At 72.0% G+C, this 12,911-nt stretch carries 11 protein-coding genes; all 11 read right to left on the bottom strand.

The genetic code is table 11. The features are described from left to right. Nucleotides 1-26: 26 nt before the first annotated feature. The gene (gene ileS, locus AC6H2I_RS22765) at nt 27-2,891 is read right to left on the bottom strand and encodes an isoleucine--tRNA ligase (protein ID WP_497503039.1); all 2,865 of its coding nucleotides are present in this window, start codon (nt 2,889-2,891) and stop codon (nt 27-29) included. Nucleotides 2,892-3,172: 281 nt separating this feature from the next. Continuing rightward, on the bottom strand, nt 3,173-3,883 hold the full coding sequence (locus AC6H2I_RS22760; RefSeq protein WP_497503038.1) for an orotate phosphoribosyltransferase: 711 nt from the start codon (nt 3,881-3,883) through the stop codon (nt 3,173-3,175). An 82-nt stretch (nt 3,884-3,965) separates the two neighbouring features. After that, a complete protein-coding gene (locus tag AC6H2I_RS22755) occupies nt 3,966-4,916 on the bottom strand; it encodes a bifunctional riboflavin kinase/FAD synthetase (protein WP_497503037.1) in 951 nt (316 codons plus the stop codon). 176 nt (nt 4,917-5,092) lie between these two features. After that, nucleotides 5,093-5,542 (bottom strand): MaoC family dehydratase, encoded by a 450-nt coding sequence (locus AC6H2I_RS22750; protein WP_497503036.1) that lies wholly within the window; start codon nt 5,540-5,542, stop codon nt 5,093-5,095. Nucleotides 5,543-5,857: 315 nt separating this feature from the next. After that, nucleotides 5,858-6,760, bottom strand: a complete 903-nt coding sequence (locus AC6H2I_RS22745) for a sugar phosphate isomerase/epimerase family protein (RefSeq protein WP_497503035.1) — start codon at nt 6,758-6,760, stop codon at nt 5,858-5,860. A 30-nt stretch (nt 6,761-6,790) separates the two neighbouring features. After that, nucleotides 6,791-7,912: a Gfo/Idh/MocA family protein gene (locus tag AC6H2I_RS22740; RefSeq protein ID WP_497503034.1), complete on the bottom strand. Its 1,122-nt coding sequence runs from the start codon at nt 7,910-7,912 to the stop codon at nt 6,791-6,793. A gap of 11 nt (nt 7,913-7,923) precedes the next feature. Further along, the gene (gene rbsD, locus AC6H2I_RS22735; RefSeq protein WP_497503033.1) at nt 7,924-8,427 is read right to left on the bottom strand and encodes a D-ribose pyranase; all 504 of its coding nucleotides are present in this window, start codon (nt 8,425-8,427) and stop codon (nt 7,924-7,926) included. 23 nt (nt 8,428-8,450) lie between these two features. Next, complete coding sequence (locus AC6H2I_RS22730) at nt 8,451-9,383, bottom strand: ribokinase (protein WP_497503032.1); 933 nt, start codon at nt 9,381-9,383, stop codon at nt 8,451-8,453. 41 nt (nt 9,384-9,424) lie between these two features. Beyond that, nucleotides 9,425-10,126 (bottom strand): deoxyribose-phosphate aldolase, encoded by a 702-nt coding sequence (gene deoC / locus AC6H2I_RS22725; protein ID WP_497503031.1) that lies wholly within the window; start codon nt 10,124-10,126, stop codon nt 9,425-9,427. 207 nt (nt 10,127-10,333) lie between these two features. Next, the gene (locus AC6H2I_RS22720) at nt 10,334-11,191 is read right to left on the bottom strand and encodes a helix-turn-helix transcriptional regulator (protein WP_497503030.1); all 858 of its coding nucleotides are present in this window, start codon (nt 11,189-11,191) and stop codon (nt 10,334-10,336) included. Nucleotides 11,192-11,198: 7 nt separating this feature from the next. Continuing rightward, nucleotides 11,199-12,911 (bottom strand): response regulator (locus AC6H2I_RS22715; protein ID WP_497503029.1); only part of this gene is annotated, 1,713 nt, incomplete at its 5' end.

Here is a 12,911-nt window from a genome sequence, read left to right as displayed (position 1 = left end):
GGGGGGAGGTCAAGGGGGCAGGGGGATCAGGCCGCGTCGGCGGCGTCGGCGGCGTCGACGGCGTCGGCGCAGCGATGGCACAGGGTCGGGTGGGCGGGGTCCTCGCCGACCTCGGGCAGCACCTTCCAGCAGCGCTCGCACTTCTCGCCCTCGGCGGCGGCCGGCACGACGCCCACGCCGGCGACGTCGGCCAGGGCGAAGGCGCCCTCGGGCGGCGCGCCCTCGGCCACCGCGATGCCCGAGGTGATGCAGACGTCGTCGAAGGCGACGCTGTCGATCACCGCCTTGGTGGCGGCGTCGACGAACACCGTCGGCCGGGCCTGGAGGGAGGAGCCGATGCGCTTGCTGGCGCGCTCCAGCTCCAGCGCCCCGGTGACCACCCGGCGCACCTCGCGCACCGTCTGCCACTTCGCTGCCAGCGCGTCGTCCCGCCACGCCGCCGGGATCTCCGGGAACTGCCGCAGATGCACGCTCTCCGCATCCCATCCCGGCTCGCCCTTCAGGGCGTCGGGGCGGGCCAGCCAGGCCTCCTCGGCGGTGAAGCACAGCACCGGGGCCAGCCACGCGGTCAGGCAGGACAGCAGATGCTCCATCACCGTGCGCACGGCGCGCCGGCGCTCGCCGTCGGGACGGTCGCAGTACAGGCTGTCCTTGCGGACGTCGAAGTAGAAGGCCGAGAGGTCGACGGCGCAGAAATTGTGCAGCGCCGTCGACAGGGCGTGGAAATCGTACGCCTCGATGGCGTCCCGGATCTCGCGGTCCAGTTCGCCCAGGCGGTGCAGCACCCAGCGCTCCAGCTCCGGCATCGCCTCGGGCGCCAGCCGCTCGGCCGGGGTGTAGTCGGCCAGCGCCCCCAGCAGGTAGCGCAGGGTGTTGCGCATGCGGCGGTAGAGGTCGGCCTGGTACTTGATGATCTCCGGGCCGATGCGCTGGTCCTCGGAGTAGTCGGTGCCGACCACCCAGAGGCGCAGGATGTCGGCGCCGAACTGGTCGCACACCTGCTGGGGGGCCACCACGTTGCCCAGCGACTTGGACATCTTGCGGCCCTGCTCGTCGAGGGTGAAGCCGTGGGTCAGCACCGCGTCGTAGGGGGCGCGGCCGCGCGTGCCGCAGCTTTCCAGCAGCGACGAGTGGAACCAGCCGCGGTGCTGGTCGGAACCCTCCAGATAGAGCGACGCCGGCCATTGCAGCTCGGGCCTCTGCTCCAGGACGAAGGAGTGGGTGGAGCCGGACTCGAACCAGACATCGACGATGTCGCGGATCTGCTCGAAATCGGCGGCGGCGTAGGCGTTGCCCAGGAAGTCCTGGGGATCCCGGGCGAACCAGGCGTCGGAGCCCTCGGCCGCGAAGATCGAGGCCACCCGCTCGTACACCGCGGCGTCGCGCAGCACCGTGCCGTCGGCCTTGCGGACGAACACGGCGATCGGCACGCCCCAGGCGCGCTGGCGGCTGATGCACCAGTCCGGGCGCTGCTCGATCATGGCGCGGATGCGGTTCTCGCCCTGGGGCGGCACCCAGCGGGTGTCGGCGATCGCGGTCAGCGCCACCTGGCGCAGCCCGTTCGTCTCCATCGAGATGAACCACTGCGGCGTGGTGCGGAAGATCAGCGGCGCCTTGGAGCGCCAGGAGTGCGGGTAGGAGTGCTTGAGGCGGCCCTGGGCCAGCAGGCCGCCGGCCGCCTGGATGGCGCCCAGCACCGCCTTGTTGGCCTCGCCCGGCTTGCCCTGGTCGGTGTAGACGCGCAGCCCCGCGAACAGCGGCACGTGGTCGTAATAGCGGCCGTCCTCGCCCACCGTCTGCGGCACCTCGACGCCATTGGCGGAGCCCAGGTGGAAGTCGTCCTCGCCATGGCCCGGCGCGATGTGGACGACCCCGGTGCCGGCGTCGGTGGTGACGAAGTCGCCGGCCAGCATCGGCACCGCGAAGTCATACCCCTGCCCGGACAGCGGGTGGTGGCAGGTGGTCCCGGCCATCCGCTCGCCGGGGAAGCGGTGCAGGCACTGCCAGTCGGCGATCTTCGCCTCCTTGGCGACCGCGTCGGCCAGCGCCGTGGCCAGCACCAGCCGCTCGCCGACCACCGCGTGCGAGCCCTCCTCGACCGCCTTCACCTTGTAGACGCCGTACTCGATCTCGGCGCCGTAGGCGAGGGCCCGGTTGCCGGGCAGCGTCCACGGCGTGGTGGTCCAGATCACCACCGTCGCCTCGTCGATCTCCGGCGTGCCCGAGCCGCGGACGGGGAAGCGCACGAAGCAGGTGGTCGAGGTGTGGTCGTGGTACTCGACCTCCGCCTCGGCCAGGGCGGTCTTCTCGACCACCGACCACAGCACCGGCTTGGACCCCTTGTAGAGGCCGCCGTTCAGCGCGAACTTGTGGATCTCGCGGACGATCTGCGCTTCCGCCGGGAAGGTCATGGTGGTGTAGGGGCGCACCCAGTCGCCCTCGATGCCCAGGCGCTTGAACTCCTGGGTCTGCACCTCGACCCAGTGCTGGGCGAACTGGCGGCACTCCGCGCGGAACCGGACGATCGGCACCTCGTCCTTGTCCTTGCCCTCGGCGCGGTACTTCTCCTCGATCTTCCACTCGATGGGCAGGCCGTGGCAGTCCCAGCCGGGCACGTAGTTCGCGTCGCTGCCCAGCATCTGGCGCGAGCGGACGATGATGTCCTTCAGGATCTTGTTCAGCGCGTGGCCGATGTGGATGTTGCCGTTGGCGTAGGGCGGGCCGTCGTGCAGCACGAACTTGGGCCGGCCGGCGGCGCTCGCGCGCAGGCGGCCGAACAGGTCCATGTCCGCCCAGCGGGCCAGCAGCTCCGGCTCCTTCTTGGGCAGCCCGCCGCGCATGGGGAAATCGGTGCGCGGCAGGAAGACGGTGGCTTTGTAGTCGCGGGTCATTCCAGGTTCCTGGGGCGGGGGCGTCGGCGCGCAGCGGCCCGGCTGCCGACATGATCGGGGGAACGGACGAACTCCCGGCCCCCCTCAGGGGGCCGGGCCGATAATTCGACGGGAACGCCCGCAAGCCCAGGCCGAGTGTGTCATGGCGCGGGATAATAGCGGCGGGCGGCGAGGGGTCAAGACGGACGGCGGGAGCACCCGGGGGCTCGGCGCCGGTCGGGAGCGCCGCCGGTCGGTCGCGATCACCCCGCCCCGCGACGGCTCCGCGCTCCCTTTCCGCATCAGTCGAAGCTGGCCTTGCCGCCGTGCGCCGCCGACCAGTCGACCGGGTTGTGCAGGAAGCTCTCCACCTCGTCCAGCGTCGCCGTGTCGAAGTAGCCGTTGCCGCGCGCGACCTCGAGCACGTCCCACCAGGTGCACAGGGCGTGCAGGCGCACGCCCATCGCCGCCATCGTCGCCTTCGACTGCGGGAAGATGCCGTAGTGGAAGACGACGAAGGTGTCGGTGACCGTGGCCCCGGCGTTGCGCAGCGCGGTGACGAAGGTCTCCTTGCTCTTGCCGTCGGTGGCGAGGTCCTCGACCAGCAGCACCCGGTCGCCCTCGTTCACCACGCCCTCGATCTGGGCGTTGCGGCCGAACCCCTTGGGCTTCTTGCGGATGTACTGCATGGGCAGGCCCATGAGGTCGGCCATCCAGGCGGCGAAGGGGATGCCCGCCGTCTCGCCCCCGGCCACCGCGTCGACCGCTTCGTACCCGATCTCGCGCTGGATGGTTGCGACACCGAAATCCATCAGCGCACGCCGGGCACGCGGGAAGGAGATGATGCGCCGGCAGTCGGTGTAGACCGGGCTGGCCCAGCCGGACGTGAAGATGAAGGGCGTCTCGGCGTTGAAGTGCAGCGCCTTGATCTCCAGCAGGATGGCCGCGGCCCGGGCGGCGATGGCGTCCCGGTCGGTGGTGGCGGCGGCGGGCATGGAAGCGATGGTGGGCATGGCGGCACTCCGCGCTGGCGTTGGCGACGGGCACCTGTGTAGTGCCCGGAACCGCGCTTGGCAACGCCGCGGCGCGGCGTCGTCAGGGCGCCTGCGGCCGGCCCAGGGCGTCGCGCGCCGCCGCGGCGTCCCGGGCGATCTGCGCCGTCAGCTCCTCCAGCCCGGCGAACCGGCGCTCCGGGCGCAGGAACTCGATCAGCTGCACCCGCAGGTGCTGGCCGTAGAGGTCGCCGGCGAAGTCGAGGAGATGGGTCTCCAGACGCTCCGCCAGCCCGCCCACGGTGGGGCGGCGCCCGAGGTTGGCGACCCCGTCGTGCCACACCGTGGCCTGGCCCTGGTCGACGCCGGCGCGCACGGCGTAGACGCCGAAGGCGGGGCGCAGGTAGTCGCCGAGCTCCACGTTGGCGGTCGGGAAGCCGATGGTGCGGCCGCGCCGGTCGCCGTGCTCGACCCGCCCCTCGATCTCCCAGGGCCGGCCGAGCAGGCGGGCGGCGTCGCCGGGACGCCCCTGGACCAGGGCGTCGCGCACCCGGGTGGAGGAGTAGACGCCGCCCTCCGGGTCGGCGACCGGGCCGATGGCGGTGACGCCGAAGCCGTGGGCCCGGCCGAGGCGCTCCAGGAGGGCGACGTCGCCGCGCCGCCCGTGGCCGAACAGGAAGTCCCAACCGCACACCACGTGGCGGATGCCGAGGCCGCGCACCAGGTCCTCCTCGACGAAGGATTCGGCCGACTTGCTGAGGAACCGGTCGTCGAAGTGCACCACCACCAGGAGGTCGACGCCGATGGCCTCCAGCACCCGGGCGCGCACCCGCAGCGGCGACAGCCGGAACGGCGGCTCGCCGGGGCGGAACACGGAGCGGGGGTGCGGCTCGAAGGTGAGCACGCCGGCGCGGGTGCCGAGGCTGCCGGCGCGCGACTGGGCCTCGGCGATCACCGCGCGGTGGCCGTGGTGGACGCCGTCGAAATTGCCGAGCGCCACCACGGCGCCGCGGGCGTCGTCGGGAAGGTCGTCGGTGTGTCGGAAGAGTCGCATGCCGGCCCTGATACCCTGTCGCCCCGGGCGCGCCCCCGCGGCTGCACGCGCCGCCGGCCCGCCGGCCCGGTGGGGCGGCGCGGGCCGGAGCGCTTGAGCGAGTATATAGACCGGCGCGGCCGTGGGGTAAACGCGTCCGTCCCCGCCCGGGGGCGGAGGGCGGGAAACGCCGGGCCTCAGCCGCGCGAGGGGACCATCAGCAGCGCCTCGCCTTCCAGCACCACCGTGTCGCCCGACGAGCAGACGGTGCGCATGACGACGCGACGCTTCTCCGGGACGATCTCCGTCACCGTGGCGCGGGCGGTCACCGTGTCGCCGATCCGCACCGGCGCCTTGAACTTCAGGGACTGCGACATGTAGATGCAGCCCGGCCCCGGCAGCTTGGTGCCGAGCACCGCGGAGATGAAGCCGGCGGTCAGCATGCCGTGGGCGATGCGCCCCTGGAACATCGTGGTGCTGGCGTATTCCTGGTTCAGGTGCACCGGGTTGGTGTCCCCGGAGATGCCGGCGTAGAGGACGATGTCGGCCTCCGTCACGGTCTTGGCGTAGGACGCCGTCATGCCGACGGACAGGTCCTCGAGAAAGTGGCCGTCGAGCTCCTTCGACATCTGGCGAACGTCGTCCATCTGAGTGTCCCCTTCAAGGCTCTTCTTCGGTGCGGCCGTGCCTGGCGCGGCGCAAATGCTGCGCCGCAATATAGGCGTGGCGGCGGCATTCTGGCAAGCGCCGCCGGTCAAAAGAAAGGTAAATCTGCATTCACCATCGGCATGTCCAGCATTTGCCTCAACTGTGATGCGTGCGGGTGCGAAACGATGCAGGGCCTGGAAATGTTGCGCCGCATCGTCGGGCGATCCGTGCGGTCGGGGCGCATGAAAAGGGCCCCGGACCCGGCATGATCCGGGGCCCCGGCGGGCGGGCGGGCGGGGAGGGGGCGACCGCCCCTACGCACCGACGGTGGTGAGCACGTCGTCGACGAAGGCCTTGGCCCGCGGCACGTCGGCCTCGTCGAGATGCTCGATGATCAGCGGCATGTTGGGGTGCAGCCGGCTCAGCCGGGCGAGGTAGAGGTGGTAGTTCAGCGACCCCAGGCCGGGCGCCGGCAGCTCCACCGCGCCGGCGCCGCGGAAGGTGTGGGCTTCCGACGCGTCGATGCGGGCGTGCTTCTCGCCGGTGTTGGCGGCGCGCTTGCAGTCCTTGGCGTGGGCGATGCGGATGCGCTCGCCCAGCGCGTCGAACATGCGGTTGATGGTCAGGTCCACGTGGTCGATGGTCACGTCGTCGAAATAGTTGGTGGGGTCCATCAGCAGCCCCAGGCCGGGATGGGGCAGGTCGGCGAACAGGCGCAGCACCTCGTCGACGGAGCCGACCACGTTGTTGACGTAGTTCTCGACCAGGAACACGGCGCCGTGGTCCCACGCCTCCTGGGCCAGGCCCGCGATCACCTCCAGCGTCTCGGCGTAGCCTTCCGGTGTCTTGTTGCGGGGGTGGTGCACCCAATCGCTGTCGGGGTCGAAGGTGCCCGTCTCCGACACCACGTAGGGCGTGCCGAGGTCGCGGGCGTGGCGGATGACCTCCGTCAGGGCGGCGACGCGGCGGGCCCGCTCGGCGCGGTCGGGGTGGACGATGTTGGTGTAGCCGGACACCACCGCGATCGGCAGGTTGGCGCGGCGGAAGGCGTCGCGCACGGTGTGGCACTTTGCGGCGGTCAGCGTTCCCGGCGCGAAGTCCATGTCCTTGAAGGCGAGATCGAGCTGGGCGGAGCTGAAGCCGTGCTGATTGAGCTTGGCGATCACCGTGGCCAGGTCGTAGGGGAAGTATCCGGTGAAGATGCCGACGGGAATCATGATGGTCACTCCCTTCCTTGGAGGGGTCGGTCAGGCCGGGGTGCGCGCGAGGATCTCGTCGAGGGCGACGGTGCGTCCCTGCTCGATCGAGCGGTAGCAGGCCTCGACGCAGGCCAGGGTCGTCAGGTTGTCGCGGCCGGAGATCTCCGGCTCCGCGCCGCGTTCGACGGCGCACAGGAGCTGCGCCATGGTTCCGGCGAAGGCGTCGGGGAACCACACGGCATCCCAGGCCGGGGTGATCCAGCCGCGCGGCAGGTGGCGGCTGGTCACGCTCAGCGTGCTGGGGGTGCGCACCGGGTATGTCGGCCAGCCGATGGTGCCCTGGGCCAGACCGTCGGTCCCCACCACCCGCCACTTGATGTGGATGTCCGGCTCGACCCCCTGGCCGGGCCACGCCCAGACGTCGTCGAGGCTGGTCGCCATGAAGTCGTCGGCGTACTTGAAGGTGTACTGGGAGATGCCGTCGCGGTGGGGAAAGCGGGTGCGCGGGTCGCTGCGCGTCACCGCCGTGGCGGTCACCGGGTCGCCGAACAGGTAGCGGAACGCGTCGATGTGGTGGATTCCCATGTTGAGGATCTCCACCCGGTCGTATTTGCGCAGGAACTCCTGCCAGTGGGGGATCGCCCGCATCTCGATGGTGGCGAGCACCCGGTCGCCCAGGACGCCATGGTCCAGCAGCGCCTTCAGCGCCCGCATCGACTGGTCGTAGCGCATGTTCGAGTTGACGCCCAGCGGGATGCCGGCGCGGTCGCACAGGGCGACGATCGCGCGCGCCTCGTCGAGCGACATGGCCATCGGCTTCTGCACCAGGATGCCGCGGATATGCGAGGTCTCACGCACCGCCTCGCGCACGATCGCCAACTGCTGGTCGGGCGGCACCGCGAGGTCGAGGATTTCAACGTCCGGGTCGCGCACCACCTGCTGCCAGGTGTCGTGCACCACCGGGACGCCGCGCAGCGCGGCGACCCTCTCGGCCTGGGCACGGTCGAGGGAGGCGATGGCGTGGGGCCGGAAGCCGACGCCGTTGTAGGCGACGAGATGGCAGTCGGCCATGATGAAGCCGGCGCCGACGCAGCCGATGCGGAAGTCCCGGCGTTTTGGCAGGACGGGGGCGATGGCGCGGTCGAAGTCGACGGGCAGGGCCTGGCTCATGGCGGCCTCCTTCAGTCGGTCAGGGCGGGAACGACGCGGCCTTCGATGCGCCTGCGGCGCTCCAGGTAGGCCGGCAGCACCTGGGTGTTGGAGCCCGCGGTGAACCAGGCGAAGGGGTCGGTGCTGGCCACCAGGGCGATGTTGGCCCAGGGGTTGAACGAGCCGGAGCGGACGATCGCCTTGGCGCGGCGGGCGTGGTCGGCGCACAGCGCCTCGTGGGTGGTGCCTTTGAAGACGGCGCCGGAGCCGGTGTAGATGTCCTGGAGCCGGGCGTAGAGGTCGGGGTTGCGGTCGCGCACCTCGGTGGCGAAGTGGACCTCCTCCACGAAGATCTCCTGGCGCAGCACGCGCAGGATGTCGCAGACGTCGGGCAGCCCCTCGTAGAAGCCGAGGTCGATGCGGGGGGCGCCGGCGGGGATGGGGAATCCGGCGTCGGTGACCAGCAGGATGTCGCCGTGGCCAAGGGTGGCCAGCGTCCGGGCGAGGTCGGGGTGAAGGATGCGGTTGGGTCTCATGGCGTGTCTCCGATCGGCCGGCTTCAGGCGGCGGCGGCCAGGAAGCGTTCGACCTCGGCGCGGGTGTGGTAGGACGGGACCGTTTCCCAGCGGGTGCAGCACAGGGCGGCGACCGCCGCGGCGAAGCGCGCGGCCTCCCGCAGCGGGCGCCCTTCGGCGAGCGCCACGGCGAGCGCCGCGTTGAAGCTGTCGCCGGCCCCGTTGCTGTCGACGACGGCCACGCGGAACGGCGGCACGGTGAATCCGCCCTGGCGGTCGAACCCGGCGACGCCGGCCTCGCCCAGCGTCATCACCACGGCGCCGCAGCCCGTGTCCATCAGGCGCCGGGCGACCTCGGCGTTGGCGAGCGCGGCGTTGGCGAACGCGGCGTCGGGGGCCAGCCCCAGGGCGACCCGGGCCTCCGTCTCGTTGGGGGTGAGGATGTCCACCGCCGTCAGGTCGCGGCCGCGCAGATCCTGGGCGGGTGCGGGGTTGAGGATGGTGGTGGCGCCGGCGGCGCGGGCCCGGGCGAGGCCGTAGAGGGCGGTGTCCAGCGGGATCTCGAGCTGGGCCAGCGCCACCCGGGCGGCGGCGATCCGCGGTGCGGCGCGGTCGACGTCGGCGCGGTCGAACAGGGCGTTGGCCCCCATGTCGACGACGATGACGTTGTGGCCGGCTTCGTCCTTGACGATGAACCCGGCGCCGGTCGGGCGCTCAGTGGTGACCCGCAGGGCGCTGGTGTCGACGCCCTCGGCCGCCATCAGGTCGATGAACTCGTGGCCGAAGGCGTCGTCGCCGACCACGCCGGCGAAGGCGACGGGGCTGCCCAGGCGGGCGGCCTGGACCGCCATGTCGGAGCCCTTGCCGCCGAAGGTCTGGCGGAAATCCCACCCCAGCAGCGTCTCGCCGACGGTGGGGATGCGCGCGGCCGTCATGACCAGCGCCTTGGCGTAGCTTCCCAGGATGAGCACGGACATGGTCGGTCCTCCCGGCACGTGTCGTTGTTCGTTGTCGACGCTCAGTAGGCGTGGGCGTCGCCGGCCAGGCCCTCGACGATCTCGGGGCCGGCGCTGGTGCCGACCAGCTCCGCACCGGCGGCGAACAGGGCCTGCATCTTCGCGCGGGTGTTGACCTTGCCGGACACCTTCACCCGGCACGGCGGGCTGATGTTGGCCGTGAGGATGGCGACGTCCTCGACGGTGGCGAGGCAGCCGCCCGTGCCCCAGCCGCTGGACTGCTTGACCCAGTCGATGCCGGCGGCGCAGGCGAGGCGGGCGGCCGTGGCCTTGAGCTCGGGCGTGGTGATGTAGCCGAACTCCAGCATCGCCTTGACCGCCATCCCCTCCTCGTGGGCGATGCGCACGACCTCCTCCAGCTCCTCGGCGTAGGCCTCGGCCATGCCGCCCAGCAGCAGCCCGGGGTTTGGCGGAAAGTCGAACTCGTCAGCGCCCTCGCGGGCCAGTTCGCGGACCACCGCGAGCTTCATGGCCAGGGTGTCGTTGGCCATGGGGAAATTGACGGTGGAGGCGACCTTGATCCCGGTGCCCTTCAGCGCCTCGCGGGCGAGACGGACCCAGCACGGGCCGACCATGGCGGCGTCGAACCCGTATTCGGCGCAAGTGCGGACATGGGCCAGCAGCCCGTCGCGGGTCAGGTCGGGGTTGACGTTGGTGTACTGGATGGCCTTGGCCACCTGGCGGCGGTCGGTGAAGTCGATCATGGCCGCGGCTCCTCTCGTGTCGGCTGTGGCAGGAGTCTGCCAGACCCGCCGTGTTACGACCATGGCCGCCACTCTCAAAGATATGGATGGAAGTCTCACCGCAACCGGTTCGCGGATTGCTCCGTGTTGTCCGCAAACATCATGGCGCGACGCAGCAATCGCCGAGAACTCTGCTTGGTGACCATTGGCAAGCCGCGGGCGCGCGGCCTACCATTTCTCCTGCTCGCGGAACTGGCTGGGCGCCATGCCCACGCGTTTTTTGAAGTCGCGGGAAAAGTGCAGGGGGTCGTCGTAGCCGACACGGTGGGAGACGGTGGCGACCGGCGCGTCGGTTTCCAGCAGCAGGCGCTTGGCCTGGGCGATGCGGAAGTCGCGCAGCCAATGCAGCGGCGTCTGGCCGAACGCCACCTTGAACAGGCGGAACAGATGGGATTTGCTGACCCGGCAATAGGCCGCGAACTTGTCGATGTCCCAGGCGTCGTTGTAGTGGACGTGGATCTCCGCCATCAGCCGGGCCAGCCCCTGGTGGGCGGTGACCTGGGGCTCCAGCACCCGGTTGCTGCGGCTCTCCAGCAGGCGCTCGACCAGCGTGGCGACCAACGTGTCGCACGACGCGTTGGCCAGCAGCGACGCCGGGCTGACGTGGGACAGCACGGACTCGAACAGCGCCCGCACCTCCAGCGGCCGGGCGAAGCGGAAGACCGGTTCGGCGCGCACGGCCAGCACCGCCATCAGGGCGTCCAGCTTGGGCCCGTCGACGCGCAGCCACAGCAGTTCCCATGGCGACCGCGGATCAGGGGCGTGGGCGTGGGGCCACTGCACGGGCAGCCAGGCCAGTTCCCCCGCCGCGACGTGGTGGGCGCGGTTGTCGACCCGCACCTGCCCGGCGCCGGCCAGGCAGAACAGGAACTCGTGGCCCGGCACGCTGTCGCGGGTGACGCGGAAGTCCGGGCCAGTGCGGATGTGGCCGGCCCTCAGCACATGGTAGTTGAACAGCCCGGCCCAGCTGTCGAGGCCGGCGTAGTAGGATTCCAGGATCTCGGTGGGCGGGGCGCCGGTGGTCATGGCGCGCTCATCCCGCCGTGTCGCAGGGGGCGGGGCGCTGGTCCTGCAACGCCCGCAAGGCGGGGGCGACGGCGTCGTCCACCGCGGCCACCAGCGCCCCCGGGTCGCCCCTGTCGCCCTCCAGGCCCCTCTCCAGGCTCCGCTCCAGCGCCTGCGCCGCGCCGCACAGGCGGCGGCAGCCGTAGACCCCGGCCACGCCGGCGATCTTGTGGGCCATGGCCATGGCGGCGGCCCGGTCGCCGGCCCGCCACGCCGCGCCCAGGGCCGCGTGATAGTCGTGCAGGGTGGTGACGGTGCCCGCCACCAGCGCCGCCACGCGGTCGGCCGGCAGCGCCTCGCGCATCTGGGCGATGGCGAGGGCGTCGAGGACGGGCTCCTCCTCCGGCGCCTCCGGCGCCTCCAGCGGCGGTGGCGGCGACGGCGGCGACGGCATGGCGACGCCGAAGAGATGGGCGAGGAGCGGGGCCAGGGAGTCGGGCTGCAGCGGCTTGGGCAGGACGGCGTCGGCCCCGGCGGCGTGGCAGCGTTCGGTGTCCTCGGGGACGATGCTGGCGGTCAGGACGACGATCCGCACCTGGGCGCTCACCGGGTCGGGCAGGGCGCGGATGCGCTTGATGGCGGCGAGTCCGTCCATCTCGGGCATGCGCAGGTCCATCAGAACGAGGTCGAAGCGCTGTCCGCGCACCGCCTCGACCGCCTGGCGGCCGTTCCCGACCACCGTCACCACATGCCCGGTCCGCCGCAGCATGGCCGCACCGACCATCTGGTTGACCGGCTCGTCGTCGGCCAGCAGCACGGTCAGCGCCGGCACCGTGGCGCCCGCCGCGGCCAGGGCGGTGGCCGGAACCATCAGGTCCAGGGCCAGGGCGGCGTCGTTCCGGGCCTGCCCGGCCTCGTCCCGCAGCGACTGGGCCAGCCCCTCCGCGGCGCGCACCGCTTCGGCGGCACGGTCGCGGCCGTGCCGGGTGATCTCGGCGATGGCGTCGCGGATGCGCAGCAGGTCGCGCTGCAGGTCGAAGATGTTTCCCGTGTCGATGCCCAGCGCCATCAGCCGGCGCGCCGCGTCGGCCCGCCGGGCGCTGGCCAGGCCGATGGGAATGCGATCGAGCAGACCTTCGAGCTGCCCGGCGGTCTCGCGGAAGTCCGCCTGGGCGGCGGCCAGCCGGGACTCGCGGTCCTCCAGCCCCGCCGCGAAGAGCTGGTCCGCCAGCGTCCGGCCGCGGTCGTGCAGCCCGTCGCGGATCTCCAGCAGGGTGGCCGCCGCATCCGGCGGTCCGCCGGCGGGAACGGCGCGCAGGGCGGCCATGGCGTCGTCGCGCACGGTCGCCAGGGCGGTGCGGAAGGTGGCGTGGTGCTGCGGCACCCGCTTCAGGGCGTCGCGCAGGTCGGCGTCGAGGGCGATGCGCCGCTCGACCATGTGGTTGAGGTCGTCGAGATGGGTGTCCAGCCCGACCAGCAGGCGGCGCAGCGGTTCGCCGCGCGCCGCGGCCAGCGGCCCTGCCGCGGCGAGGCTGGCGCGCAGGGTGGCGACGCGCTCCGCATGCTGGCGCAAGCCGATGTAGAGGGTCTGGCGGCGCAGGCCGTTGGGCGCGTTCTCCAGGTCGGGGGTCGCGGCGGCGAACCGGCTCATCGCCTCGGCCAGCCGCAGCGCGTCGAGGGCCGCCTGGAGCGACGCCTCGGCCTGCCGGGTGGCGCCCTGCAGGGCCGGCACCGCCAGGAT

This window comes from Azospirillum sp. NS33, from assembly GCF_059703765.1.
This window is presented reverse-complemented; position numbering and strand designations above follow the sequence as displayed.

What these genes read in the sequence shown, in the direction of transcription:
- ileS (WP_497503039.1), bottom strand. Translation starts at nt 2,891, where the DNA reads ATGACCCGCGACTACAAAGCCACCGTCTTCCTGCCGCGCACCGATTTC.
- AC6H2I_RS22745 (WP_497503035.1), bottom strand. Translation starts at nt 6,760, where the DNA reads ATGATTCCCGTCGGCATCTTCACCGGATACTTCCCCTACGACCTGGCC.
- AC6H2I_RS22730 (WP_497503032.1), bottom strand. Translation starts at nt 9,383, where the DNA reads ATGTCCGTGCTCATCCTGGGAAGCTACGCCAAGGCGCTGGTCATGACG.
- AC6H2I_RS22750 (WP_497503036.1), bottom strand. Translation starts at nt 5,542, where the DNA reads ATGGACGACGTTCGCCAGATGTCGAAGGAGCTCGACGGCCACTTTCTC.
- AC6H2I_RS22740 (WP_497503034.1), bottom strand. Translation starts at nt 7,912, where the DNA reads ATGAGCCAGGCCCTGCCCGTCGACTTCGACCGCGCCATCGCCCCCGTC.
- deoC (WP_497503031.1), bottom strand. Translation starts at nt 10,126, where the DNA reads ATGATCGACTTCACCGACCGCCGCCAGGTGGCCAAGGCCATCCAGTAC.
- AC6H2I_RS22720 (WP_497503030.1), bottom strand. Translation starts at nt 11,191, where the DNA reads ATGACCACCGGCGCCCCGCCCACCGAGATCCTGGAATCCTACTACGCC.
- AC6H2I_RS22755 (WP_497503037.1), bottom strand. Translation starts at nt 4,916, where the DNA reads ATGCGACTCTTCCGACACACCGACGACCTTCCCGACGACGCCCGCGGC.
- rbsD (WP_497503033.1), bottom strand. Translation starts at nt 8,427, where the DNA reads ATGAGACCCAACCGCATCCTTCACCCCGACCTCGCCCGGACGCTGGCC.
- AC6H2I_RS22760 (WP_497503038.1), bottom strand. Translation starts at nt 3,883, where the DNA reads ATGCCCACCATCGCTTCCATGCCCGCCGCCGCCACCACCGACCGGGAC.